Here is a 23,357-nt window from a genome sequence, read left to right on the forward strand (position 1 = left end):
GGCTCGGGTTACCCTTTGAGCCAAACCTTTAACTCGATTTTTGGAAAACCGTTTTGATGATGCGTAAATTGCTGTTGCTCATCTTGAGTCTCGCACCACTGCAGTTACTTGCTAATGTCTATTCCCTGCCGGCCAACGGCGGCCGCCTCATCGGCGAGCTGCAGACCCACGTGGTCGAGAAGGGCGACTACTTCAAAACCATCGCCGATAAATACAATATCGGTATCTTGGAGTTGATGGAAACCAATCCTGGGGTGGATCCTTTCCTGCCGACTCCGGGTACCCAGTTGGTGATCCCCACCCAGATGTTGCTGCCGGACGTGCCGCGCAAGGGTATAGTGATCAACCTGCCGGAGCTGCGTCTCTACTATTTCCCTAAAAATGGCCGCGAGGTGCATGTCTTTCCTGTGGGCATTGGCCGTATCGGCCGTGAAACCCCAGAGATGACCACTAAGATCAAGGCGCGTATCCCTAATCCGAGCTGGACACCGCCGGCAAGTCTGCGCGCCGAGCATCTGCGTGAGCGTGGCGAGGTGTTGCCGCCAGTGGTGCCTGCTGGCCCGGATAACCCACTGGGTAAATACGCCATGCAGCTCTCCTATGGTGATGGCAGCTACCTGATCCACGGCACCAACAAGGATTTCGGTATCGGCATGCGCGTCAGTGCAGGTTGTATCAGACTCAACCCAGATGATATCGAGTGGTTGTTCCATCAGGCCAAATATGGCGACAGCGTGCGGGTGATCAATCAGACGGTAAAGATTGCTACCGAGCCCGATGGCCGTCAGATCATCGAGGTGCATTCGCCCCTGTCTAAGACGGAAGACCAACCCCGTGAGAAGGTGATCAGTCTGAGCAGCAAGGTGGTGAAATTTATCAGCCAGCAAAGCGTCGATAACACCAAGGCAAACGATGCCCTGCTGACCCAGAACGGCATCCCTATGGTGATCTCACATCCACCGCTGACGGCGGCTCAGGATTTAAAGATCACTCCCTAGATTTAAGAAGCTTAGGTTTGAGTGATTCGTGTTAAACCATTAAGGCGTCCATAGGGCGCCTTTTTTGTGGGCGTTTTTTAGCGGAGGTCGGGAGTGAGTATCGCGAAAAGACGCGCGTGACTAGGTGCTATAGGCTAAGACGAAAACTAAGATACAGTCGGTTTAGAAAGCTTAGAGGATGAGCTGAGTCAGAGAAATTTGAGCTGAAGAGTGGGGGATGACGAGCTTAGGAGAGAATTGAAAGTTAACGCTGTGGGGGAAAACATATCGGCAACACAGACGTGTTGCCGATACAGACAAATTACTTCTTGTAAGAAGAAGCGATGTTGTCGATGCGGTCGTTAGCACGCTTAGCTTCAGCTTGTGCGTCCATCGCAGCAGCTTTTGCATCTTTAACGTCAGCAGCAAGAGCACCTTGCTCAGACTTCAGAGAGCTAACTTCAGCTGATAATTGATCAACTTTGTTGCCTAGGTTAGCAACGCTTTCTTCTAGAGCAGTAGTGTTTGCGCAACCACCAAGAAGGGCAGTCATTGCTACGCCAGCAATCATCAGTACTTTTTTGTTCATTGGGAAATCCCTTTAAATAAGTTGGATTGAGTTGGAGCAGCCGAAAAGTACAACTGCAACTGGTTAATTATGTCATAGCCATTTTATTTTGCTATGAATTTTCACCCTAAGGTCGTAATACAATATCTCATGATTGTGCAAAATCAAGCTTGTCGAGGGTTTTTGCTCAAATTTTGGCTAATGATCACTAAAACTTAACCTTCGATTAGCTATGGCTTTGCATTTACGGCGGTTTTTCGCTTGTACTGTTCGATGACCTCGACCCTTTGCTTGTGTAATTCCGCCTTGATATCAGCGCCCTTAAATCCCGCCTCTATGATAGGTTTTATCGCCACGTCGCGCGCAAGCTCAAAACAGTGCTGCACATAGGCCCCTTGGGGGTAGGGACGCTCCTCCAGGCCTGTGCGTCCCTTGCTGTCGGCTTCGCAGGCCAGCAGGAGTTGCGGCAGTCTCTCGGGCTTACGCCAGAGATCGGCCTTGTCGAACAGCTTGACTATGGTCTCGGCTCGCAGTTCGAAGGCATTGTGGATGTTCTGATGCTGGTCGCTCACCAAGAGAGCCAGATCCCGGTAGTCGTTTGGGACGCGAAAGCGCTCGCACAGGGCACGAATGAGCGGCAGGCCCTTTTGGCCATGGCCGTGATGTTTCGGCAGATGCTCCTTAGGCGATAGCGCCTTGCCAAGGTCGTGCACCAGGGCGGCGAAGCGCACCTGCTTGTCCTGGCTGAGTCTGGCGGCTTGCTCAAGCGCCATGAGGGTGTGTATGCCGGTATCTATCTCTGGGTGCCACTGCTCTGGCTGAGGGATACCAAACAGGGCTTCTATCTCGGGAAAGAGTATCGCCAGGCCGCCAGCTTCTCTGAGCACCTCGAAGAACACCTGGGGCGCCTCTGTGGTTAGCGCCTTATCCAGCTCCTGAAATACCCGCTCAGGCGTTAGCGCCTCTAGCTCACCGCTTGCGGCGATGCGTTGCATAAGTGCTATGGTCTCTGGGGCGACCTTGAAGCCCAGGGGCTGAAAACGGGCGGCGAAGCGGGCGACCCTGAGCACTCGTAGCGGATCTTCGACGAAGGCCTCCGATACATGCCTGAGCAGGCGCTGCTCGATATCGGCCTGACCGCCATAGGGGTCGAAGACTCGTCCTGTTTCATCCTGGGCGATGGCGTTGATGGTGAGATCCCGCCTCAGCAAGTCTTCCTCCAGGGTGACATCGGGCGCCGCGTAGACGCTAAAGCCGCCATAGCCGACGCCTATCTTACGCTCGGTGCGCGCCAGGGCATATTCCTGCTGTGTCTTGGGGTGGAGAAATACGGGGAAGTCTTTACCCACCTGGCGATAGCCTTTGTCGAGCATCTCTTGCACTGTCGCACCCACCACCATGTAGTCACGATCTTTAATGGGAATATTGAGTAACTGGTCGCGGACGGCGCCGCCAACTAAATAGATCTTCACGTCTCACCAAGGGAAATCTTTGTATTGGCCTAAGCTTATCATGGCAAGTTGTTAAACCGCACCCTTTCGCGGCTTAGATAGCAGGCTCGAGGCGCTGCTTTGGCGCAATTATTTGGGGGGAATTTTTGACAACGTCTCCCCTAGGGATTAATTTGAACCGTCATTATTATTTTGGGACTGAGACGGCATGTACAAGGCGTTTTACGGACTTAGCGATAACCCGTTTTCGATCGCACCCAACCCTCATTATCTGTTCCTGAGTGACAGGCATCGTGAGGCGTTGGCTCATTTAACCTATGGATTGGGTGAAACCGGTGGTTTTGTCTTGTTAACCGGCGAGGTGGGCACGGGAAAGACCACAGTGTCGCGCTGCCTGCTCAACCAACTGCCCGAAAATACCGATACCGCCTTTATCCTCAACCCCTCGCTGACCGAGCTTGAGTTGCTGGCCACCCTGTGTGACGAGCTGGGGGTGCATTATGGCGAGTCGCCCACCCTGAAACAACTCACCGATAAGCTGAGTCAGTTCCTGCTGGCCAACCATGAGAAGGGGCGCAATACCGTCCTGATCATCGACGAGGCGCAGCATCTGCGGGCCGAAGTGCTGGAGCAGCTCAGGCTGCTGACCAACCTGGAGACTGATACTAAGAAACTGCTGCAGGTGATCCTCATCGGTCAGCCGGAGCTACAACAGCTGCTTAAGCGTCAGGAGCTCAGACAGCTGGCCCAGCGCATCACGGCACGTTATCACCTGCTGCCATTGACTCAGCAGGAGATTGCCCTCTATGTGCAGCACAGGCTACAGGTGGCCGGACGTCACGAGCCGCTGTTTCACCGCAGCGCCATCAAGACGCTCCACCAATACAGCGGTGGTATTCCGCGTTTGATTAACCTCTTGTGTGAACGTGCCCTGATGGCAGGTTATGCCCAGTCTAAGGTGCCTATCGACGCCAACATGGTGAGAACCGCCGCCAGCGAAGTCCTGGGCGAGGAGATTAAGCAGCGCAAACTGCTGTGGCCGGCGACGGCCGCGACCCTGATCCTGGCGACCTTTGCCGGCGCCTTCTACTTCTTTAACCTGCAGGGGCAGGGCGGCATAGCTCAGGCAAACACAGCTCAGGCAAATATGGCCCAGACTGGCGCAGTGCAGGCCAATGAGCCGAGTGCCACCGGTGCACAGCAGGCTAATCAGAACCATTCACAAGCCGTCCAGACACAAACTCAGCCACAAACTCAGACTAATCTGGCAAGCCGCCAAGTCGAAGAGAGCAATGCCAGCCTGAGCGCGGATCAGCGCATATTACGTCAGGCGATCAATCAGAGCCGCAGTATAGACACCGCCTATGCCGCCATACTCGGCCTGTGGGATAAGGCACCTTATGTTGGCCTGACCGCCTGTCAGTCGGCCAAGCAGCAGGGGCTGGATTGCTTCCAGCAGCAGGGTAACTGGCACTCTTTGGTACGCCTCAACTATCCGGCAGTGGTCTATCTACAGGATGAGCGCGGCGAGCCCTTCTACGGAACCGTCGTGTCCCGCCAGGGCGAGCAGCTGTTGCTGCAACTGGCGGAGCAGCAGCTGTGGGTAGACAGAGACTGGTTTACCCGCCACTTTGCCGGTACCTTCGAGCTCTTGTGGCAGGCACCAAGCTATCAGCCTAAGGAGATAGGCCGAGGCTCGGCGCCGGCGCAGATCCAGTGGCTGGAGAATGCCCTGGCGCAGATCCAGAACAAGCCCGCGCGTCTGGTCGACTATTTCGATGCCGAGCTGGAGCAATCCCTAATGGACTTCCAGCGTCAGCATGGCCTGCGCGCCGATGCCATTGCCGGTAGCCAGACCTTAGTACAGCTCAATCTCTACCTCAGCGATAAGGGGCCGAGATTGCAGGAGCAGCAAGTAGGATTGCAGGGAAGAGTGCAAGGCGAGGGACGCTACTGATGTCTATCCTTCTCGATGCGGTGACCCGCGCGAAACAGCAAGATCAACAGCTAGACCCTGTGATCACCCCAAGGGCCCAGTATGAAGCGATGCAGCCCAAGTGGCCTCTGGTCGTCAAATTAGGCTTGTTAGGTACTGGTCTTGGCGGAGCCATCGCCCTCGCCTGGGTGCTCAGTGGGCAGGGAGAGCTGGGCGCGCAAAAGCAGGCCGCATCAGTATCTAACGTGTCTAGCATATCTAGCCAACAAACCACTGGGGTGCAGACACAAGCCCAGCCCCAGCCCCAGCAACAGCGCGTGGCTGAACAGCAGGCTGCTCAGCCGACTCTGGATCAGAATCCTCAGACAGGCATCAAACTGGCGGGTAAGGTTGCCCTGCCATTGCCGGTGGAGCGCCCCAGCGTTCAAACCCGGACGAGTGAACCCTTGACGGCATCTACCACTCAGCCAAGGCGTCAGCAGGCCGCGCAAAGCGGTGTAAACACTAGCCTTGCGAATACTAGCAATTTGAATAACCAGAGCTTTTCGAACAACCAGAGTGCCGAGGAGCCGATCGTCTTAGGCGCCAACGCTAACCAGCGTGGGCGAGAGCTGCTCAGCTCTCTCAAGGCGCAGGTGGATGAGGCGGCGGCCGATGTCGGCCTGGACGCTGCTTACGTTGAGGAGCAGCGCGCAAATCAGGGATTGGAGCAGGCTTTCGATCAAGCAAGCGAGCCGGCCCCCGAGCCAGTAGCCCAGCAGCGCCCGATAGTTAAGGATACCAGCAAGCTAGTGGCTGCCTTCGAGGCGGCGCTCAAGGAGGTGGAGAAGGAGAACGCCGTCGCCACGCCCGTGACTCAGCCTAAGCTGGATCCTATTCCGGCGGCCCAGCCCGACGAGCTGCCCAAGTATGGCCAGCTACCGGCGGGGATTCAGCTGCAGGTGCCCGAGTTTAATATTCTGGCCCATGTCTATGCCAACGATCCTAAGAACCGCTGGCTGAATGTGGATGGCGCCGAGCTGCAACAGGGTGACATGATTGGCGGCAAGCTGAAGATAGTCGAGATACGCCCGAGGGATGTGGTGTTAGAGGTGGCCGGTACCGAGTTTAAGGTGCCCGCTATCTAGTCGTATAGCTGATATAAATTCAGCTGAGGCAAAGTCAGTAGACGTAAACTTAGCAGATGTAAAAAAGGCGATGAATCATTCATCGCCTTTTTCGTTTGAGTCTTGTTTGGTTTCAGTAGCTAGACAAAGAACGTCTAGCCAAAGAGTGCCTAGCCAAAGAATTCGTAGGCCAGTAGCAGGGTCAGACCATAACCACAGGTATAACACAGGGCCAGCGCAGGCACATACTTGAGGTAGGTGACGAAGGTGAGCTCTTTCACCTTACTCATGGCGATGATACCCGCCGCACTACCAATCACCAGCAGAGAGCCGCCCACGCCTACAGAGTAGGTGAGGCCCAGCCACTCAGGGGTGTTAAGCACAGGTTCGGCCTTCAATAGCGCCGCGGTGAGCGGTACGTTATCCAGAATTGCCGAGCCGATACCCGTCACGAAGTTAGAGATGTTAGGGTCAAACTTGGCATAGACCTCGGTCAGCAGATGCAGGGTGCCAATCTCTTTTAGCATGCCCACGAGCAGCAAGATCCCCAGGAAGAAGAGCAGGGTTTCGAACTCTACCTGACGGATATATTCGAGGATCTGTAGCTCTTCTTTGTTGCTACGCTGCAGCGTGCCCATCAGGAACATTACCGACAGACCCGACAGGAAGGTCAGCACAGGCGGAATACCGAAGAAGATGTTGAGCACCATGGTCATTATGATGGTGATCAGGAAGATGAGGGCGATAAACACATCCAGCTTGCTGTATTGGCGCTTGATGGGGGTGGTGCTTACATAGCCTTCCGCCTTCAGCGAGAAGAGTACTGCCAGTAGCATCACACTGGCCGCCGCCGGGATAAATAGCATAAGCAGCTGCGAGATATGGACATGGCCGCCGAGGAAGATCATCAGGGTTGTCACATCACCGGTGATCAGCGCCACACCGCCCGAGTTTACGGCGAAGATGATGAGTACCGACATGCGGCGCTTCATCTGGCTCTCGAGTTGGAAGGTGGTCAACAAGCCCAGGGAAACCAGGGTCGCGGTGACGTTATCACAGATGGCCGACAGTACCAGGGAGAAGAGCGCCACTTGTATCATCAGCATGCGCACAGAGACCTTCTGGGGGAACAGCTTCTGCACCAGGATCTGAATCATGCCCTTGGCGTTCAGATAGGCCACGAAGGTCATGGTGGACATCAGGAAGAGCCAGAGGGTGGCGATTTCCAACAGGTTGTGGTCCAGTTCCTCTGCCACTAGGTGCTGGTGGCTGGGATCCCGCGCCGCAACAAACAGGGTGATCCAGGCAACACAGCCGAAGAAGAGGGTGGTTTTAGCCTTATTAATGTGGGTAACTTCTTCAAAAATAATGCTTAATAGCGCTAGCACAGCAAGTGTGATCAGGAAAATGTTGAGCATACATTTGTTCCTACGGCTGATAGTAAATCCCGTCCGGCAGAGGTGAGACGGCATGATTTACATCAAGGTTTGGTTAAGGTTGTTGTGTTAGGCGGCGATCTGACCATAGGATGGGATAATACGCAAGTGTTACCTTAGTCTAATTTCACCGAAAAATGCGATCTCGCGCACATCGAGGCTTTTGAAATAGCGGAATATTTTTTGATTCCTTGAATCTGTGGTGAAAGCTGCTGAATTCTCGCTTTTGGCTTTACTTAATTCAGTGCATCCTACTAAAGATTGTCATATACACAAGAGTCTCTACTGGTTGCGGCTGTCAAGTTGGAATAAATTGTTTACGTTTGACGACCTGCCAGGTGAATCGATGTTTAGTATCTTGAATCGAGCGGAGCTGAGGCGAGCCGATTTGAGTGACAAAGCGTGGGGCGAGCACTGGCATTGAGACGAAGGCATAGGCTTTAAGCCAAAGACTGAGGCAAGGAGTAAAGGCCTAGGCTTTGGGTAAAGCAGGGCAATAAAAAAGGACGCCTGGGCGTCCTTTCTGCTTTCGTTACGAATGCGCGTTCGAATGACTGGCGCTAGCTATTACTTAGCCATGCGGGCGAAGACGCGGTCGGCTGCGGCCAGCGTCTCTTCCAGTTCCTTCTCGCCGTGCGCCATAGAGAGGAAGCCAGCTTCATAGGCGCTAGGCGCCAGGTAAACGCCTTCGTCCAGCATGCCGTGGTAGAAGGTGCGGAAGGCTTCAGCGTCACACTGGGTGACCTGATCGAAGCGAGTCACCTGCTCCAGCTCGGTAAAGAAGAAACCGAACATGCCGCCCACATAGTTGATGCTCAGCGGGATACCATGCTTGTTGGCCGCGGCCTTGAAGCCTTCGGCGATACGCTTGGTCTTGGCGGCCAGCTCTTCATACAGGCCTTCGGCGCACAGCTCTTCCATCTGCGCCAGACCCGCCGACATGGCGATAGGGTTACCCGACAGGGTACCTGCCTGATACACGGGACCGGTAGGGGCGATGAACTGCATCACCTCTTTACGGCCACCGAAGGCGCCTACTGGCATACCGCCGCCGATAACCTTACCCAGTGTGGTCAGGTCAGGCGTGATGCCGTAGTGGCCTTGTGCACCGCTCTTAGAAACGCGGAAACCTGTCATCACCTCGTCGATGATCAGCAGGGCGCCATACTGGTCACACAGGGCGCGCAAGCCTTCCAGGAAGCCTGGAATTGGCGGGATGCAGTTCATGTTGCCGGCAACTGGCTCAAGGATGATACAGGCGATCTCTTCTGGGTACTGTTCAAACAGCGCCTTCACCGATTCCAGCTCGTTGTAAACCGCGGTCAGTGTGTGCTTGGCGAAATCTTCTGGGATACCCGGAGAGCTTGGCTGACCTAGGGTCAGGGCGCCAGAGCCTGCTTTTACCAGCAGACAGTCGGCATGGCCATGGTAGCAGCCTTCAAACTTGAGGATCTTGTCGCGATTGGTAAAGCCGCGTGCCAGACGGATGGCGCTCATGGTGGCTTCTGTGCCTGAGCTGACCATACGAACCTGCTCCATCGAAGGGACCATCTCGATCACCTTCTCGGCCATGCGCACTTCAAGCTCGGTTGGCGCGCCGAAAGAGAGACCATTCTCTACTGCGTCCAGTACGGCTTGACGGATCTTTGGATGATTATGACCCAAGATCATCGGGCCCCAAGAGCCAACATAGTCGATATAGGCCTTGCCGTCGGCATCATAGATGTAAGCGCCGTCGGCTTTTTCGATGAAACGTGGTGAACCACCAACGCCGTTGAAGGCACGCACGGGTGAGTTAACGCCACCTGGGATAGTTTTCTTAGCCTGCTCAAATAGGGTTTCAGAACGGGTCATTCTAGATCCTTTAAAGTCGTCGCCAGATTAAAAATCGGCTTTTTGTGAATACCAATTTACCGGACATTCGTGCTGTTCAAGCTGTGAATCAACACCTAATGTCAACGCAAACAGCGCCATGCGGATAAGCAATCCGTTGTCTGCCTGTCTGAAGATGGCCAAGTTTGGATGACTGTTGAGGTCATTGTCCAGCTCGTTGGCCTGCTCTCTCGAATCGCGGGGCAGCGGATGCATGATCACTGTATTCGATTTGCAATGCTGTGTGTAAATATTGTGGTTTAAGCGGAACTTGCCACGATACTTGTTGGCCTCTTCCTGCGAAGGAAAACGCTCTTCTTGAATACGCGTCAGGTAGAGTATATCAGCCTGATCTAAATTGCCTTCAAGTTGATCTGTTATTGTGATCTTATGCCCAGCATTTTCAATGTCATCGATCACATAGTCTGGCATTGCCAGCTCTTTTGGTGAGATCAGGGTAAAGCTCACATCCTTGTACATGCATAGTAGGCGCGACAGCGAATGTACCGTGCGGCCAAACTTGAGGTCGCCCACCATGGCGATGTGCATGCCGCTGATATTGCGGCCACCGGCGGCCAGCTCTTTCTGAATGGTGAACAGATCCAGCAGCGCCTGGGTCGGGTGCTCGTTCGGGCCGTCGCCACCGTTGATCACTGGTACTCGGCTGCCCTCGGCAAACTCACGTACCGAATAGGCATCGGGATGACGCATGGCGATCACATCCGAGTAGCTAGATAGCACGCGGGCGGTGTCGTACAGGGACTCACCCTTAGAGAGGGATGAGGTGCCTATGCCGACGGTTTCGTTGACCTTGCCGCCCAGCAGGTTGAAGGCACTGCCGAAGCTGACCCGGGTACGGGTGCTGGGTTCGAAAAACAGATTACCCAGAATCGCGCCGTCGAGTACCGTGGTACGTTTGCGTCTGAGGGCATAGGGAGTCATTCGCGATGCAACGCTAAAGATCTCTTGTACGGCATCTAGATTGAGTTGGTTTACCGAGAGGATGTGTGAACCTTGAAACTGAGTCATCAGCCTTTATTTCCAATTTCGGGGAGCAAAATGGCCGAAGCAGATGGTCATTTCGCCCTAAGTTATGTAGGGTGGCTGAGGCGACACTATACCAGACATAGCGAGGCGGTGGAATAACCCGCCTAGCAAATTTGCGTGTTGGCACAAGCTTTGTTTGGCTAGATCCTGTGAGCCAGATTGGCGCCGAATTTAGGGGCGAGTAACAGGGATAAGTAGTCGGGGTAAGTAGTCGGGACAAGAAGCGGGTAGGTGCGTCGAGCGACTTAGGGTGGATTAGTTCGCATCTCAGGTTAACCTATTGAAACTAAAGGCGAGTCATGCGCGTGTCGCGCTATTCTCTTGTCTGAGTCGGCAGGCGTGTCGTGCTCGAGTCGTGTATAAGTCGTGCTGATGTTTTATCAAAGTCATGCTTAAGTCACGCATAAGTCGGCTAAACGCCGTGGTGGGGCAAGCTACCCGGGGCTAAGCTGACATCTCCAATTAAACAGAGGGTTAAGGAAAACAATGATTATTCGTAAACTACGTCTTCAACGGGCCTGGTCGCAGGAGCAACTGGCGCAGCATTCAGGGCTTAATGTGCGCACTATACAGCGCCTGGAGCGGGGACAGAAGGCGAGTCTCGAGTCATTGAAATCTTTAGCTTCGGTATTTGAGGTGCCCTTGGAGGCGCTGCAACAGGAGATGGATATGAGTATGACAATGGACAAGCAAACCGATGAAGCTGTTAATGAGAGCCTGGCGCCGGTGAGCAATGATGAGCGCGCCGCCATCGAATATGTCAAAGAGCTGAAAGGCTTCTACAGTAACCTAGTGACCATGGCGATCGTCTTGCCGCTACTCTACCTGCTGAATCTGATGATAAGCCCTGGCTACATGTGGGTCTGGTGGGTGGTACTGGGATGGGGTGGCGGCCTGGTGCTGCACGCCATCTCAGTATTCGAGCCCTTCAGCCTGTTTGGGGCGAGCTGGGAGAAACGCCAGATAGAGAAGCGGCTCAAGCGTAGGCTCTAGCGTTAATATCAGATACAGGCGCCACTAGGCTCATTGGCTTTAGGCTGGCGCCTGTTAGATCTGCCCCTGGTTGATCTCTTTTTGCAGCATCACCCAGCTGATCACTCCGACCACATTGTCGCGCTTATCCTGATAGATAAACACCTCGCCGCGACGCTCCTTGGAGAGAATATCGTAGACCTCCTTCAGGGTGGCGGTATCCACTAGGCCCTCTATGGGGTGACGGGTCAGGGTACTCATCTCCTCTGTGACCTGCAGCTCTATCTGCAGCATCTCCATCTGGCCCTGATTGTTCTGCATCAACACAGATCGTCCCTCGGCGCGCTTAAGCACCTCCAGCAGCAGCTCGTCGTTGTCTTTCACGATAACGAAGCGTTTGTCCATCACGGCGCGCACCCCCTGTTTCTGCAGACCAAGTTTGACCGAGGAGACCTTGTAGTCCAGTCCCATCAGCTCTATCTGCTTGTAAAACAGAGACTTGGTATTGAACGCCTGATGAGCGATCAGGAACGCCGGTATGGTCACGAACATGGAGGGTAAGATGATGGCGGCGTTATTGGTCAGCTCCAACAGGGCGACCAGGGCCGCCAGGGGCGCGCTGAGGCAGACCCCCATCATGGCCGTCATGCCTATGATGGTGTAGAGGCCCACATAGGGGGTGATGGTAGGAAACAACATGGCACTGACCACGGCGAGGATGGCGCCAATTAACGCGCCTATGCCAAACAGCGGGCCTATGATGCCGCCTGGGATCCCAAGGCCGATGGCGGCGATGGTGGCGATGATTTTGCCCAGCAACAGGCCGACCAGTAGCGCAAGGCTGGGATGTTCGCTGATGGCGTGGCTGATGGCAAGGTCGCCGCTGCCCAGCGCCTGGGGCAGGAAGAAACCTATGATGGTGGTGATAAGCCCGGCGATGAGCAGGCGCAGGATCAGGGGATGCTGCTGCCCCTTGGCGGTGACTTTCAGCAGGGTGTGATTAAACAGGGCGGCGATACAGCCCAGGGTGACGCCGCACAGCGCCAGCACGGGATATTGCGACAGGGGAATGTGGCTCACTCCTATCTGGTCATATTCATGGATGTTGCCAAACACCAGCTGGCTGGAGAGGGCGCCGCAGATGGCCGAGAGCATGATGGGGAAGAAGTAATGCACCTTGTATTCCCTCAGTATCACCTCGAAGACGAAGATAACCGCAGCCAGCGGGGCGTTGAAGGTGGCGGCAATTCCGGCGGCGATGCCACTGGCGCACATGATGCGCACGCTGTTGTCGGGCAGTTTAAACTTCTCTGCCATCACGCTGGCGCTCACCGCGCCGAGGTGAATGGCCGGGCCCTCACGGCCTACGGAGAAGTTGGTCGCCAGGGCAAACAGTGCCTGAAAGAACTGTCCCGGCGCGGACTGCAGAGGGATCTTGCCGTAGTGCAATTTCATCCGCTGCATCACATAGGCGATCCCCATGCGTTTATAGCGCTTGGATCCCAAAACGGCCACAAACCAGATTAAGATCGCCCCTAAAAGTGGCAATAGGACTCGCCAGTCACCTAAGTTGCCAGTAAACTGCCACTCTTGGGTCTGGGTGAGCTGGTTGAGCCACAGCAGCAGAAGTCGAAACAGAATGATCACGCCAGAGGCCACCAGGGCGAAGGCGAGGGCGAGGCCACAAAGCTGCACGCTGATCTTGGCCTGGGCCAATTTGTCTTTGAGGTCGGTATTCAGGTATTTCTGGCATTGCTGTATGGCGCTGTTTATTCTGAGCTGCACAGTAACCTTCCGGATCAATCGTTAGTAACGCTTCGCGGGGCGAATGAAGAAATTATCATAAGGGGCTAGTACTTAATGCCAAATTATCATCGCTGGGTCGATCGCATGCAAGTGCTCGAACGAAAAATTAGACCTTCGAGCGTTTATCTGTTTTGTTTAGTGATCGTGGCCTTCTTACTCGGCGTGTTGACCTGGGACCTCTGGTCCGCCAATCATTCGGTGACACCGACCCAATCCAATGGCCGTGAGGCCGAGCTACGTCAGGCGCTCAAGGAGCAGGCCGAGGTGCTGGCCTCGCGTAATCTGGAGCTGTCGCTGGAGCGCGAAGCCAACAGTAACATGCAGAAGATGTTTCTCGAGCAGCATCAGAAACAGAAGTCGCTCGACAGAGAGCTGGCCTTCTATCGCAGCATCATGGCGCCAGAGCATCAGGCCGATGGCGTCGCCATTCACGGGCTGGAGATGACGCCGGGCCCACTGACCCATCAGTATCAGATCAAGTTAGTGCTTACTCAGCTGCAAAAACGCAAGCAGGCGTTGAAGGGACAGGCTAAGCTTGCCTTCGTCGGCGTGCAGCAGGGCAAGATAGTGACTCTGCCACTTTCATCGCTTACCGATGCCAAGTTTGCCTTTAGCTTCCGTTATTTTCAGACCCTCGAGGCGCAGATCACCCTGCCAAGCGATTTCGAGCTGTCTCGGGTCGAGACTGAGGTCATAGTGCCCGCCAGTCGCTGGAGTAAGGGAGCCAAGGCGCAGCAGAGCTTCAGCGCCCAGGAGCTGCTGGCCACGCCAGAGGGCGACACTGACGTAGGCGCCCGTTCAGGGGGCGAGCCCAACGCGGTAGAGGAGCCCCATGGGGAGGAGGGCTATGCCCCCGCCGAGGAGGGCGAAGGTTCACAGATTTCAACAGAGCCACGACTATTACTTGAACAAAATAGTCAGGTATCGGATAATTCCGCTCAGCAAACCGATGTAAGAGGTAGTAATGACTGAACAAGCTGAAGATACAATGCCAATTCGTTTTACCGACGCGGCAGCGGCCAAGGTAAAAACCCTATTGGAGGAAGAGCAAAACGACGCGCTTAAGTTACGTGTGTACGTGACAGGCGGCGGGTGTTCAGGTTTTCAGTATGGCTTTACATTCGATGAGAAGGTCAACGAAGGTGACTTTACCGTTGAGAAGCAAGGGGTTCAATTAGTTGTCGATCCTATGAGCCTGCAATACCTGGTAGGCGGTGAAGTGGATTACACCTCGGGCCTGGAAGGCTCTCGTTTCTTCGTTAAGAACCCTAACGCCACCACCACATGTGGCTGTGGTGCTAGCTTCTCGGTTTAGGTCTAATCTCTTAAACCGAAAGCCGCGGTGACGCCATTGAGCGCATAAAGAAAAAGCCAGCTATTGCTGGCTTTTTTGTATCTGTGTTCTTTATGACTCTAATAACTCTAGGCTGGTAGGTCACCGGCTTATTTCATGATATTCATGCTGTTCTTGATATGGCAGTAGGCCTTTACCTTAGGAGTGAAGGCAATCCATACCTGCACCACGGCCAGCAGTATCAGCACAGTGAACACTAACCAATCTGGCAGCTTGCCCTGCCAATCGCCCAGGTGAAAGGTCGAGGGACCGGCCACCAGGTTGTCAGGGTCATATAAGATCACCGGCAGCAGGCTCACAAGACCGAGCTGGATAATGGTGTAGCCCCTGAGCATATAGAGTCCGGCCTTCTGGCGGCCCAGCACGGCAATCACCATCAGCAGGGTCAGCATGCAAAACAGCACGCCTTGCTTGGCCATTAGGCCACTGACTGAGGCTAGGGTCAGCAGACTCAGCAGGGCCAGCAGGCGCTTGGGCAGCTTAGCCTTCACCTGCTGCTGACTAGCGGCTTTTGTGAGTTCAGCGGCTTGTGCCTTGTCAGCCTGGCCGTTTGTCTCAGTCATCTCTGGCATCGACACCTTATTCTCTTCCATTATCTGAACCGATAGCGTTAACGTTGGCCGATCAGTGACGCGGCTTAGGCGTCAGACGCTGCTCAAGCTCATAGGGCGGGATCACCACGCCTAGATCGTCCTGTACCGGGAAGACGGCGACAAACAGGTCATCGTCCTGCATGCCAGGCACCCAGCGCTCCAGCCACTCGTCCAGCGGGATGGCCAGTGGGATGCAGTCGGCCCAGTCGTCGACGGCCCACTGCTTGGCGGATTCTTCACATGGCCACATAGGGATGCAGTCTTCATCTTCTGTGGTCAGCATGACGCAGCCATCGACATCCTGTAGGGTCCATAGGGTCTTGGTGGCCTTGGCTTGCTCGACGAGGTAGTCGTAACGGGCCTCTGGGGTCATCTGGCTGGCTTGTTGTGCACTCTTGGTCATTGCGGTCTCTTTCATCAATTAGTGGCTGGGCCGATTGGCCGCCATGATAGCAATCTGCGCCGCCCTAGGCTAACAGTTTTGTCCTTGGGCCGGGCGGTGCAGAGCGCCGTGGATAGTGTTAGTTGTTGTGATCAGTTGCCTGTTTCAGTTGACTATTTCAGTTGCCTGGGAAGAGGCCGCCGAGGACGGTTTCCCGGCTGGCGCCCGTGACGGCTGGCAGGTTACCCGGCAGCCCCAGCTTGTGGCGCATGGCGAGCCAAGCGAAGGCGATGCCTTCCACCCACTGAGGATCGACCCCTAGGCTGGCGGTGGTATGCACCTGATAGCCGGGTAGCAATGCCGCCAGGCGTGTTAGCAGCTCTGTGTTAAAGGCGCCGCCACCGCACACATACAGCTCGGCCTTATCGGTGAGCTTGAGGCAGTCGTTGGCGATGCTGTGGCAGGTGAGATCCAACAGGGTGGACTGAATATCCGCCTCGTGCAGATAGCCGAAATCGGCGGTCTGCTGCTCCAGCCAGGCCTGGTTAAACAGCTCGCGTCCCGTGCTCTTGGGGGCGCTGAGGGAGAAATAGGAGTGGGACAACATCTGCTTTAGCAGTTGCTCATCTGTCTTGCCGCTGGCCGCCCAGGCGCCGTCCTTATCGTAAGCCTCACCCTGAACCTGCTTGATCCAGGTGTCTATCAGGGTATTGCCCGGACCGTTATCGAAACCAATTACAGCGCTGGCATCCCCAGGCAGATAGGTGATGTTGGAGATGCCGCCTATGTTGAGGATCATCCGCTGGTGGCCGGCTCTGGCAAACAGCTGCTGGTGAAAGGCGGGTACCAAAGGCGCACCCTGACCGCCCAGGGCGATATCTTTGCGGCGAAAGTCGGCTATGACATCTATGCCCGTGAGGGCGGCGATGGTGTTGGGGTCGCCAATCTGCAAAGTAAAGCCCAGTTCCAGGTTGGGCATGTGGCGCACCGTCTGGCCGTGGCTGCCGATGGCCATTATCTGATGTCTGTCGACGCCGCTCTTGGTCAGCAGCCCCTCGACCGCCTGGGCAAACAGCTTACCGACGCTGCGGTCCAGTATGCCCATGCGGTTGATCTCGTCAGATCCCGACTGACACAAGCGCTGTAGGCCGCTCAGCAGATGGCTGGGCAGTGGCTCGGTATGGGTGTCGACCAGGGTGATCTTATCGTCGGTGAAGTCGACCAATACCGCGTCGACACCATCCATGCTAGTGCCCGACATCAGGCCGATATAGTAATGTTTGCTCATCAAGGTGTCCTGGGGTCTGTTGACCCAAAAGAGAGACTCACTGGGAGGCCAATTGCACTTGCTTGTTCTGTTCAAGTTTAGCCATCAATTGCTTACTCAGGGCGAGGAAGCTGGATTTTTCCTTGCTGTCTATGGGCAGAGATTGCGGCAGCTTGACCGTACGCGGATTACGGTGCACGCCGTTAACGATAAATTCGTAGTGCAGGTGGGCGCCTGTGACGCGGCCGGTCGAGCCCAGAGTGCCGATGATCTGCCCCTGTTTCACCGTCTGGCCCTGCTTGACCTTACGTTTCTTGAGGTGGAGATACTTGGTGGTATAGGTCTCATTATGCTTGATGAAGACATAGTTACCATTGTATTGGTTGTAGCCGGACTTGATCACCCGTCCCTTACCCGCGGCCTTGATGGGGGTGCCGACGGCGGCCACATAGTCTACGCCGCGGTGGGCCTTGACCTGACCCGTGACCGGGTGCAGGCGGCGCGGGTTGAAGCTGGAGCTGACATACTTGAAGTCCACCGGCGAGCGCAGGAAAGCCTTGCGCATGCTGCGCCCCTCGTCGGAATAGTAGTTGCCGTCCTTGTAGCGCACCGCCGTGTAACGATCGCCCTGGTTGTAGAACTCGGCGGCCAGGATATTGCCGTTACGCAGGAACTCGCCGTCGGCGTACTCCTCTTCGAACAGGATGGCGAAGTTGTCGCCCTGGCGTAGATCCAGGGCAAAGTCGATATCCCAGCCGAAGATGGTGGCCAGCTGCATGATCTGGTTTGGGGTTAAGCCCGCACCGACACCGGCGTTCCAGAAGTTGCTGCTGATGGTGGCGCTGGCAAACTTGGTGCGGCTTTCCACCGTCTTCTTGATGATCTCTTCGCTGTAGCCCTTGTCATCCTTGCAGATCTTTAGGGTTGAGATGGGGTCCAAGTGGTAGACCACTCGCTTGAGCTGGCCGGCATCGTCCTTGACGATACTGATCTCTTCGCCGGGCAGGATCTTTAACAGGTTCTTCTTGGCCTTGGGGAGCTGAGTGATCTCATACACGTCGCGGGCCGTGAGTCCGGCGCGCTTAAATAGGGCGGCCAGAGTGTCGCCGCTGCGCACGGTAAACTCCTCGCTGCTCTCCTTTTCCTCTTCTGGCTCGGCGACGACTGGGTTATCGGTAACCTGGGTCAGAGCGCTCTCATTTAGGTCTAGGCTGCCATTAAGGTCTAGGCTGCCGCTCTCCTGGGTATTGCGGGCGATCTCATCGGCGCTGGGGGGCTCGGGCGTACGAAAGGCGAGGGGCACGGGATAGGCGTAGCCGTTTGTCTTGGTGTCGTTAGTAGCGTTTTCGCCTGATGCGCCGCTAGCTGCTTGTTCGCCAAGGCGAATCTTGCCCGTTAGCGAGGTATTGGTTGAACGGGAGGCCTCGGCATCGTCGGAGGGGATAAATATCACGCCTATGGTGATCATCACTAAGACACTCAATATGATTTGATGCAATCTGGGTAATAGTTTTAAGAGTGTGATGATCTTTCCCATTGACTCCGATACCAATTTCTAACACTTAAGCCGATCCTGTTAGTGTACACTCTTTCATTTGTGCTGGCTAACAAGTAACATTAGTCCCCATTATTTACCTATCGGCTCTTAGGAGTAGCTGCCAAGATGGCTAATTTAGACCAAGCATTAGCAGAAATTAAACGTGGTACCGACGAGATCTTGCTCGAATCGGATCTGCTGGAAAAATTAAAAGAGGGACGTCCTCTGCGCATCAAGTTGGGGGCCGACCCAACCGCGCCGGATATTCATCTTGGCCATACTGTGATCCTCAATAAGATGCGTGCCTTCCAGGAGCTGGGACACGAGGTGATCTTCCTGATCGGCGACTTCACCGGCATGGTGGGTGACCCGAGTGGTAAGAACAGCACGCGTCCGCCGCTGACCCGCGAGCAGGTGCTGGCGAACGCCGAAACCTATAAGGAACAGGTGTACAAGATCCTGGATCCGGCCAAGACCCGCATCGAGTTCAACTCGAGCTGGCTAGAGGAGCTGGGTGCGGCGGGCATGATCCGCTTGGCATCACAGCAGACAGTTGCGCGCATGATGGAACGTGACGACTTTAAGAAGCGTTATGCCTCGGGTCAGTCGATCGCCATCCACGAATTTATGTACCCACTGCTACAGGGCTATGACTCTGTCGCGCTGGAAGCCGACGTCGAGCTTGGCGGTACGGATCAGAAGTTCAACCTGCTGATGGGCCGTGAGCTACAAAAGGCCGCGGGTCAGAAGCCACAGGCGGTGATCATGATGCCACTGCTGGAAGGTCTGGACGGCGTGAAGAAGATGTCTAAGTCGGCCAACAACTATATCGGCGTCAGCGAGCCTGCCGGTGAGATGTTTGGCAAGATCATGTCTATCTCTGATGACCTGATGTGGCGCTACTTTGAGCTGCTCTCTTTCCGTCCACTGGAAGAGATTGCCCAGCTTAAGAGCGACGTCGACAACGGCACCAACCCAAGAGATGTGAAGATCGCCCTGGCGAAAGAGATCATCGCCCGTTTCCACGACGAGGCGGCAGCCGAGGCGGCGCATCAGGAGTTTATCAACCGCTTCCAGAAGGGCGCGATCCCAGATGATATTCAGGAGATCGAGATTGCCGCCGGTGACGGTATCGGTATCGCCAACGTACTTAAAGATGCAGGCCTGGTCAGCTCGACCTCTGAGGCGATGCGTATGATCAAGCAGGGCGCGGCTAAGCTGGATGGCGACAAGATTGAAGACAGCCGTCTAGTGCTTAACGCCGGCATGATGGGCGTGTTCCAGGTAGGTAAGCGCAAGTTTGCCAAGATCACCCTGGTTTAAAGATTTAACGTCGAATCATTTCAAGAGGCCTGCTTAATGCAGGCCTTTTTTATGTTTGGCGAAAAGTTAAAGAGTTATGCTGCTGGCGAGGTGGAAAGCTTGAAACTTGGAGAGCTTGAAAGTGGCTAGCGCAAGGCTAGACCCGCTTACTGAGTGGCGAGCTGATCCTGCATGGTCTGATAGTCCATCAGATCTTCATGCTCCTTCACCCTGTGGTTGGCCAGATCCAGCTTGACCGTGGTCACCCCGGGAATCGCCAGTTCGATCACCTTGCCCGGCTTGCCAAACAGGCTGCCGGGGCCGCGATAGTGGTAGTTGCCTATCATCACCACCAGTGAGCCCGAGTTGTACATGTGCTCTATGTTGAAATCGTATTCCAGCACGCCGCGATGGGCACGCTCGAAAAACTCTATGATATCGCGTCTTCCCGTGTAGGTCTTGCTGGCGGTGCGATCCTTAAACACGCTGTCGCGGTTGTAGAAGGAGGCCAGGGTGCGGTAGTCATGATCCGTCAGCGCTTGAATATACTTGATCGCCATCTGCTGCTCGGCGGGCATATCACCGGGAGCCGCCTGGGCAGCCAGGGGCAATATCATTAGAATGCTAACTAAAAACTGCTTGATCATCTTATGTTTTCTTTAATTCAAACGCCGGTAGTCTCAGGTGCCACTTGATGGCCGCCAAGCGAATGACGAGCGCACTTATCATGGCGATGGCCAGGGCCACCTTATCGGCCAAACCCCAGGTGATGGCACAGGTATAGCTTATTCCGCCGAAGATGGAGGCGGTCGCATAGATTTCGGTGCGCAATATCATGGGGATCTGGCGACAGAGTATGTCTCGAATAATGCCGCCTCCGACGCCAGTTATCAAGCCCATCACCACGGCAATCATGCCACTGAGGCCAAGATTGAGCGCCTTTTCCGCCCCGATCACGGTAAACAAGGCTAATCCGAAGGCATCGGCCACCGGCAGAGTGTACTGGGGCACCTTCTTGGGCTTGCGAATAAACAGCAGGGCCAGCAACACGGTTGCCAGGATCACTATGATGTAGTTGGGGTCGCGGATCCAAAATACCGGCGTGGTGCCCAGCAAGGCGTCACGTATGCTGCCGCCGCCAATGGCGGTGACCGAGGCAAGCACTATCACCCCAAAGGGATCCATGCGATGACGCCCGGCGGCTAAGGCGCCGGAGAGGGCGAATACGGCGGTACCGCAGAGGTCGAAAAAGTAGATCCACTCCTTCATTGATCTAGCTCTTGCAGGTGGTAGTTAAGGGCATCGACCGAGATGCGGATCTCCAGCACTGAGAGCAACAGGGAGTAGAGCAGGAGCAGCAGGCTGGAGCCGAAGATGATAGAGCCGGTTTTGTTAAAGCCCACATAGATGAAGATCATACACAGGACGCACAGGGCAAAGCTGGAGACGCCTGCTTCTTGCATGCGGCGAATGATGACGATGCGGCGGCGCAGGTTTTTCAGCTGGCCAGAGTGCACAGGTTTGCCCTCGGCGCTCAGGCTGCGGATCAGCGCCGCCAGCGAAAAGAAGCGGTTGGTATAGGCCAGGAGTAACAGTGAGATCGCCGGAAACAGCAACGCCGGTGTGGTCAGGGAAATGTGAAGATTCTCAAACAAAGTCGTTATGCCTATTGTGTCAATATGTTGCCGCTAGAGGGGAATAATACCAAGGGTTTTTGGCTTGTCTAGTCAAAAGACGCCGGGGGAGAGGCGACGTAGAACAGAGTGGCGATTAAGCGTGCGCCAGCAGCCGCAGCGTGGCCCACAGACAGGGGATAAGCAGCACGGAGAGCACCCAGAGTCCCTTGCTCAGACGCAGCAGCCTGAGCGCCGCCGTGATGGTGTGGGGCGTGGGCTTGGGGCCAGTGCCGATTCGTGCGATATCGACCCTCTGACCGGCAAACTTCTGTGGGCCGCCAAGCTCTGTGTTGAGCACCCTGGCCGCTAGGGCGCAGGTGGCCAGATGATTGTTTATCGGCAGCGGGCTCTTGGCGGGCCTCAACAGTTGCACTAGGGCGCCGGGGCCGCCCTGGATCGCCAGGGTGAAGTTCCAGGCCTGGGTCGGCAGCCAGTAGAGCAGGGAACTGAGCAGATAGACGGGGCGACCAAACTCGCGATATTGCGGGTTGAGCGCCGGCCAGGTGTATTCCAGCTGCTTTATCATCCTTGCGCCCAGCACCAGCGGGGCGCCGCCGACAGCGAAGAAGAGTATGGTGGCGACCGTGCCGTAGATGGAGGTGGTCATCAACTTCTCGATCACCGTCTTGCTCATGCCCACCTCGGAAAGCTCGCGGGTATCGCGATAGACCCACTGGCTCAGCAGGCGACGGGCGCGCTGCTTGTCTTGACGTGCAAGCGCCTGACCCGTCTCCTCCGCCACCTTGTGAAACTGCTCGTCGCACAGGCAGAGATAGAGAAACAGACACTCGAAGAACCAGGGGAAGGCCGCCAGCTCCAAAAGGAAGCTCAGGATCAGCCAGAAGGGCAGCACCAGGAGCAGCACAGAGAGGCTGCCCGCCACTCGCTGCTGATTTGCGGAGCGATCAGCTCTCGCCACCTTGGCCGACAGGCTGCGCGCCAGCTGAGAAAACCAGTAGAAGGCCTGGTATTCCCTGGGTAGCGGTGCCAGTAGCGCCATGAAGATGGCCACCAACAAGATAGCAGCCCCTTGATAGAAGGGGCTGTCGAGCAGTAGCTGTTGGATGAGATCGTGCATCGCGTCGTGGTCTGTGTGCCGTCCCTGAGTCTGACAGTTACAGGTGTTTCAGCAGCGAGATCACCATCAGCGCCGAATGATGCCCCGCCTTCACCAGGTAGCTGTCAAAATCTACCGGCGAGTCGTTGTTGGCGTTGTCAGACAGCGAGCGGATCACCACGAAAGGCACCTTGAACTGGTGACACACCTGGGCAATCGCCGCGCCCTCCATCTCACAGGCCGCCATGGTCGGGAAGTTACTTAGCATCACCTTAGTGCGCTCAGGGTCGCAGATAAAGCTGTCGCCGGTGCAGATAAGCCCTTCGATAGCCTTCACCTCGCCCAGATCCGCTACCGCCTTCTTGGCCGCCTCGACCAGTGTTCTGTCTGGCATAAAGGCCGCAGGTTGCTGCGCCATCTGGCCAATCTCATAGCCAAAGGCGGTCACGTCCACGTCGTGGTGACGCACCTCAGAGGAGATAACGATATCGCCGATGGCCAGGCTGTCGACGAAACCGCCAGCCGAGCCTGTGTTGATCACATAATCTGGGGCATATTTCTCAATCAGTAGTGTGGTGGCGACACTGGCGGTGACTTTGCCGATGCCAGAGCGGGTGACGATCACCTCTTTGCCCTCAAGCTGTCCGGCGACGAACTCTATGCCGGCGATGGTTTGGGTCTGAGTGTCTGTCATAGACGCTATAAGATGAGCGACTTCTGGCTCCATGGCGCCGATAATACCAATTTTCATTGAATACCCTTTATGGTCTAGGTGGATCTGGCCGCGCCAAGGCGCAGCCTGTCTTAGATAATGGCCGCTAATATAGCAATAAAGTGGTTCGGTGGCGAGATAGGGGGACTCACGCCGAGACATCAGGCGTTATTTTCAATTGCTTGCAGCAATTCGATTTCGCTAATTGCGTGTTGAACTGATTTGGTGTTTGAAAGGGTAGCGATAACCATGACCTCATGGTTGACCTATTGCCTGCGGCAGGCTTTATGTGCAAACACGCTTTTG

22 protein-coding genes are annotated in these 23,357 nt (G+C 55.4%); 7 read left to right on the forward strand and 15 right to left on the reverse strand.

Going from position 1 to position 23,357, the window contains the following annotated elements; genetic code table 11:
• Positions 1 to 56: 56 nt before the first annotated feature.
• The gene (locus tag K0I63_RS05105; protein ID WP_220082758.1) at positions 57 to 998 is read left to right on the forward strand and encodes a L,D-transpeptidase family protein; all 942 of its coding nucleotides are present in this window, start codon (positions 57 to 59) and stop codon (positions 996 to 998) included.
• Between the two features lie 301 nt (positions 999 to 1,299).
• Here the strand turns inward: K0I63_RS05105 and K0I63_RS05110 are convergent, their stop codons facing one another.
• Positions 1,300 to 1,566: an Lpp/OprI family alanine-zipper lipoprotein gene (locus K0I63_RS05110; protein WP_011864811.1), complete on the reverse strand. Its 267-nt coding sequence runs from the start codon at positions 1,564 to 1,566 to the stop codon at positions 1,300 to 1,302.
• Between the two features lie 209 nt (positions 1,567 to 1,775).
• Positions 1,776 to 3,017 (reverse strand): multifunctional CCA addition/repair protein, encoded by a 1,242-nt coding sequence (locus K0I63_RS05115; RefSeq protein WP_220082759.1) that lies wholly within the window; start codon positions 3,015 to 3,017, stop codon positions 1,776 to 1,778.
• A gap of 187 nt (positions 3,018 to 3,204) precedes the next feature.
• On the opposite strand from K0I63_RS05115, the gene K0I63_RS05120 reads away from it, so the two are divergent.
• Positions 3,205 to 4,953, forward strand: coding sequence for an ExeA family protein (locus tag K0I63_RS05120; protein ID WP_220082760.1), 1,749 nt, complete (start codon positions 3,205 to 3,207; stop codon positions 4,951 to 4,953).
• Positions 4,953 to 6,059, forward strand: a complete 1,107-nt coding sequence (locus K0I63_RS05125) for a general secretion pathway protein GspB (protein ID WP_220082761.1) — start codon at positions 4,953 to 4,955, stop codon at positions 6,057 to 6,059. Before K0I63_RS05120 ends, K0I63_RS05125 begins: the two co-directional genes overlap by 1 nt.
• Before the next feature lie 149 nt (positions 6,060 to 6,208).
• Here the strand turns inward: K0I63_RS05125 and nhaD are convergent, their stop codons facing one another.
• The 3 genes from nhaD to K0I63_RS05140 form a co-directional block, all read right to left on the reverse strand.
• Positions 6,209 to 7,456, reverse strand: coding sequence for a sodium:proton antiporter NhaD (nhaD, locus tag K0I63_RS05130; RefSeq protein ID WP_011864815.1), 1,248 nt, complete (start codon positions 7,454 to 7,456; stop codon positions 6,209 to 6,211).
• Between the two features lie 585 nt (positions 7,457 to 8,041).
• Complete coding sequence (gene hemL / locus K0I63_RS05135; protein ID WP_144201058.1) at positions 8,042 to 9,328, reverse strand: glutamate-1-semialdehyde 2,1-aminomutase; 1,287 nt, start codon at positions 9,326 to 9,328, stop codon at positions 8,042 to 8,044.
• Positions 9,329 to 9,355: 27 nt separating this feature from the next.
• Positions 9,356 to 10,375: an aspartate carbamoyltransferase gene (locus K0I63_RS05140; RefSeq protein WP_220082762.1), complete on the reverse strand. Its 1,020-nt coding sequence runs from the start codon at positions 10,373 to 10,375 to the stop codon at positions 9,356 to 9,358.
• Positions 10,376 to 10,879: 504 nt separating this feature from the next.
• Here K0I63_RS05140 and K0I63_RS05145 point away from each other — a divergent pair.
• On the forward strand, positions 10,880 to 11,386 hold the full coding sequence (locus K0I63_RS05145; protein WP_220082763.1) for a 2TM domain-containing protein: 507 nt from the start codon (positions 10,880 to 10,882) through the stop codon (positions 11,384 to 11,386).
• A 54-nt stretch (positions 11,387 to 11,440) separates the two neighbouring features.
• On the opposite strand, the gene K0I63_RS05150 is transcribed toward K0I63_RS05145, so the two are convergent.
• Positions 11,441 to 13,150, reverse strand: a complete 1,710-nt coding sequence (locus tag K0I63_RS05150) for a chloride channel protein (protein WP_011864819.1) — start codon at positions 13,148 to 13,150, stop codon at positions 11,441 to 11,443.
• Positions 13,151 to 13,225: 75 nt separating this feature from the next.
• Between K0I63_RS05150 and K0I63_RS05155 the strand changes: the two genes are divergently transcribed.
• Together K0I63_RS05155 and erpA are read left to right on the forward strand one after the other, a co-directional pair.
• Positions 13,226 to 14,143, forward strand: coding sequence for a DUF6776 family protein (locus K0I63_RS05155; RefSeq protein WP_220082764.1), 918 nt, complete (start codon positions 13,226 to 13,228; stop codon positions 14,141 to 14,143).
• Positions 14,136 to 14,486 carry an iron-sulfur cluster insertion protein ErpA gene (erpA, locus tag K0I63_RS05160; protein ID WP_011864821.1) on the forward strand — a complete coding sequence of 117 codons (351 nt, stop codon included), beginning with the start codon at positions 14,136 to 14,138 and terminating at the stop codon, positions 14,484 to 14,486. Before K0I63_RS05155 ends, erpA begins: the two co-directional genes overlap by 8 nt.
• 128 nt (positions 14,487 to 14,614) lie before the next feature.
• Here erpA and K0I63_RS05165 read toward each other — a convergent pair whose 3' ends face one another.
• The 4 genes from K0I63_RS05165 to K0I63_RS05180 all read right to left on the reverse strand — a co-directional run bounded on the left by K0I63_RS05165 (position 14,615) and on the right by K0I63_RS05180 (position 18,304).
• Complete coding sequence (locus tag K0I63_RS05165) at positions 14,615 to 15,088, reverse strand: hypothetical protein (protein WP_434086795.1); 474 nt, start codon at positions 15,086 to 15,088, stop codon at positions 14,615 to 14,617.
• Positions 15,089 to 15,149: 61 nt separating this feature from the next.
• On the reverse strand, positions 15,150 to 15,521 hold the full coding sequence (locus K0I63_RS05170; protein WP_398351021.1) for a DUF2750 domain-containing protein: 372 nt from the start codon (positions 15,519 to 15,521) through the stop codon (positions 15,150 to 15,152).
• A 157-nt stretch (positions 15,522 to 15,678) separates the two neighbouring features.
• Positions 15,679 to 16,788 (reverse strand): anhydro-N-acetylmuramic acid kinase, encoded by a 1,110-nt coding sequence (locus tag K0I63_RS05175; protein WP_220082765.1) that lies wholly within the window; start codon positions 16,786 to 16,788, stop codon positions 15,679 to 15,681.
• Positions 16,789 to 16,825: 37 nt separating this feature from the next.
• Positions 16,826 to 18,304, reverse strand: coding sequence for a peptidoglycan DD-metalloendopeptidase family protein (locus K0I63_RS05180; protein ID WP_220082766.1), 1,479 nt, complete (start codon positions 18,302 to 18,304; stop codon positions 16,826 to 16,828).
• Positions 18,305 to 18,430: 126 nt separating this feature from the next.
• Here K0I63_RS05180 and tyrS point away from each other — a divergent pair, with 126 nt between their 5' ends.
• Positions 18,431 to 19,627 carry a tyrosine--tRNA ligase gene (gene tyrS, locus K0I63_RS05185; protein WP_220082767.1) on the forward strand — a complete coding sequence of 399 codons (1,197 nt, stop codon included), beginning with the start codon at positions 18,431 to 18,433 and terminating at the stop codon, positions 19,625 to 19,627.
• Between the two features lie 146 nt (positions 19,628 to 19,773).
• On the opposite strand, the gene K0I63_RS05190 is transcribed toward tyrS, so the two are convergent.
• The 5 genes from K0I63_RS05190 to mtnN all read right to left on the reverse strand — a co-directional run bounded on the left by K0I63_RS05190 (position 19,774) and on the right by mtnN (position 23,090).
• Positions 19,774 to 20,253, reverse strand: a complete 480-nt coding sequence (locus K0I63_RS05190) for a nuclear transport factor 2 family protein (protein WP_011864827.1) — start codon at positions 20,251 to 20,253, stop codon at positions 19,774 to 19,776.
• 1 nt (position 20,254) lies between these two features.
• A complete protein-coding gene (locus K0I63_RS05195; RefSeq protein ID WP_011864828.1) occupies positions 20,255 to 20,875 on the reverse strand; it encodes a trimeric intracellular cation channel family protein in 621 nt (206 codons plus the stop codon).
• Positions 20,872 to 21,261 carry a DUF2721 domain-containing protein gene (locus tag K0I63_RS05200; RefSeq protein WP_220082768.1) on the reverse strand — a complete coding sequence of 130 codons (390 nt, stop codon included), beginning with the start codon at positions 21,259 to 21,261 and terminating at the stop codon, positions 20,872 to 20,874. Before K0I63_RS05200 ends, K0I63_RS05195 begins: the two co-directional genes overlap by 4 nt.
• Positions 21,262 to 21,376: 115 nt before the next feature.
• Positions 21,377 to 22,360: a cobalamin biosynthesis protein CobD/CbiB gene (locus tag K0I63_RS05205; protein ID WP_220082769.1), complete on the reverse strand. Its 984-nt coding sequence runs from the start codon at positions 22,358 to 22,360 to the stop codon at positions 21,377 to 21,379.
• Positions 22,361 to 22,397: 37 nt separating this feature from the next.
• A complete protein-coding gene (gene mtnN, locus K0I63_RS05210; protein ID WP_220044528.1) occupies positions 22,398 to 23,090 on the reverse strand; it encodes a 5'-methylthioadenosine/S-adenosylhomocysteine nucleosidase in 693 nt (230 codons plus the stop codon).
• Positions 23,091 to 23,357 lie beyond the last annotated feature (267 nt).

It is taken from the genome of Shewanella rhizosphaerae, from assembly GCF_019457655.1.
Taxonomy (GTDB): Bacteria; Pseudomonadota; Gammaproteobacteria; order Enterobacterales; family Shewanellaceae; genus Shewanella; species Shewanella loihica.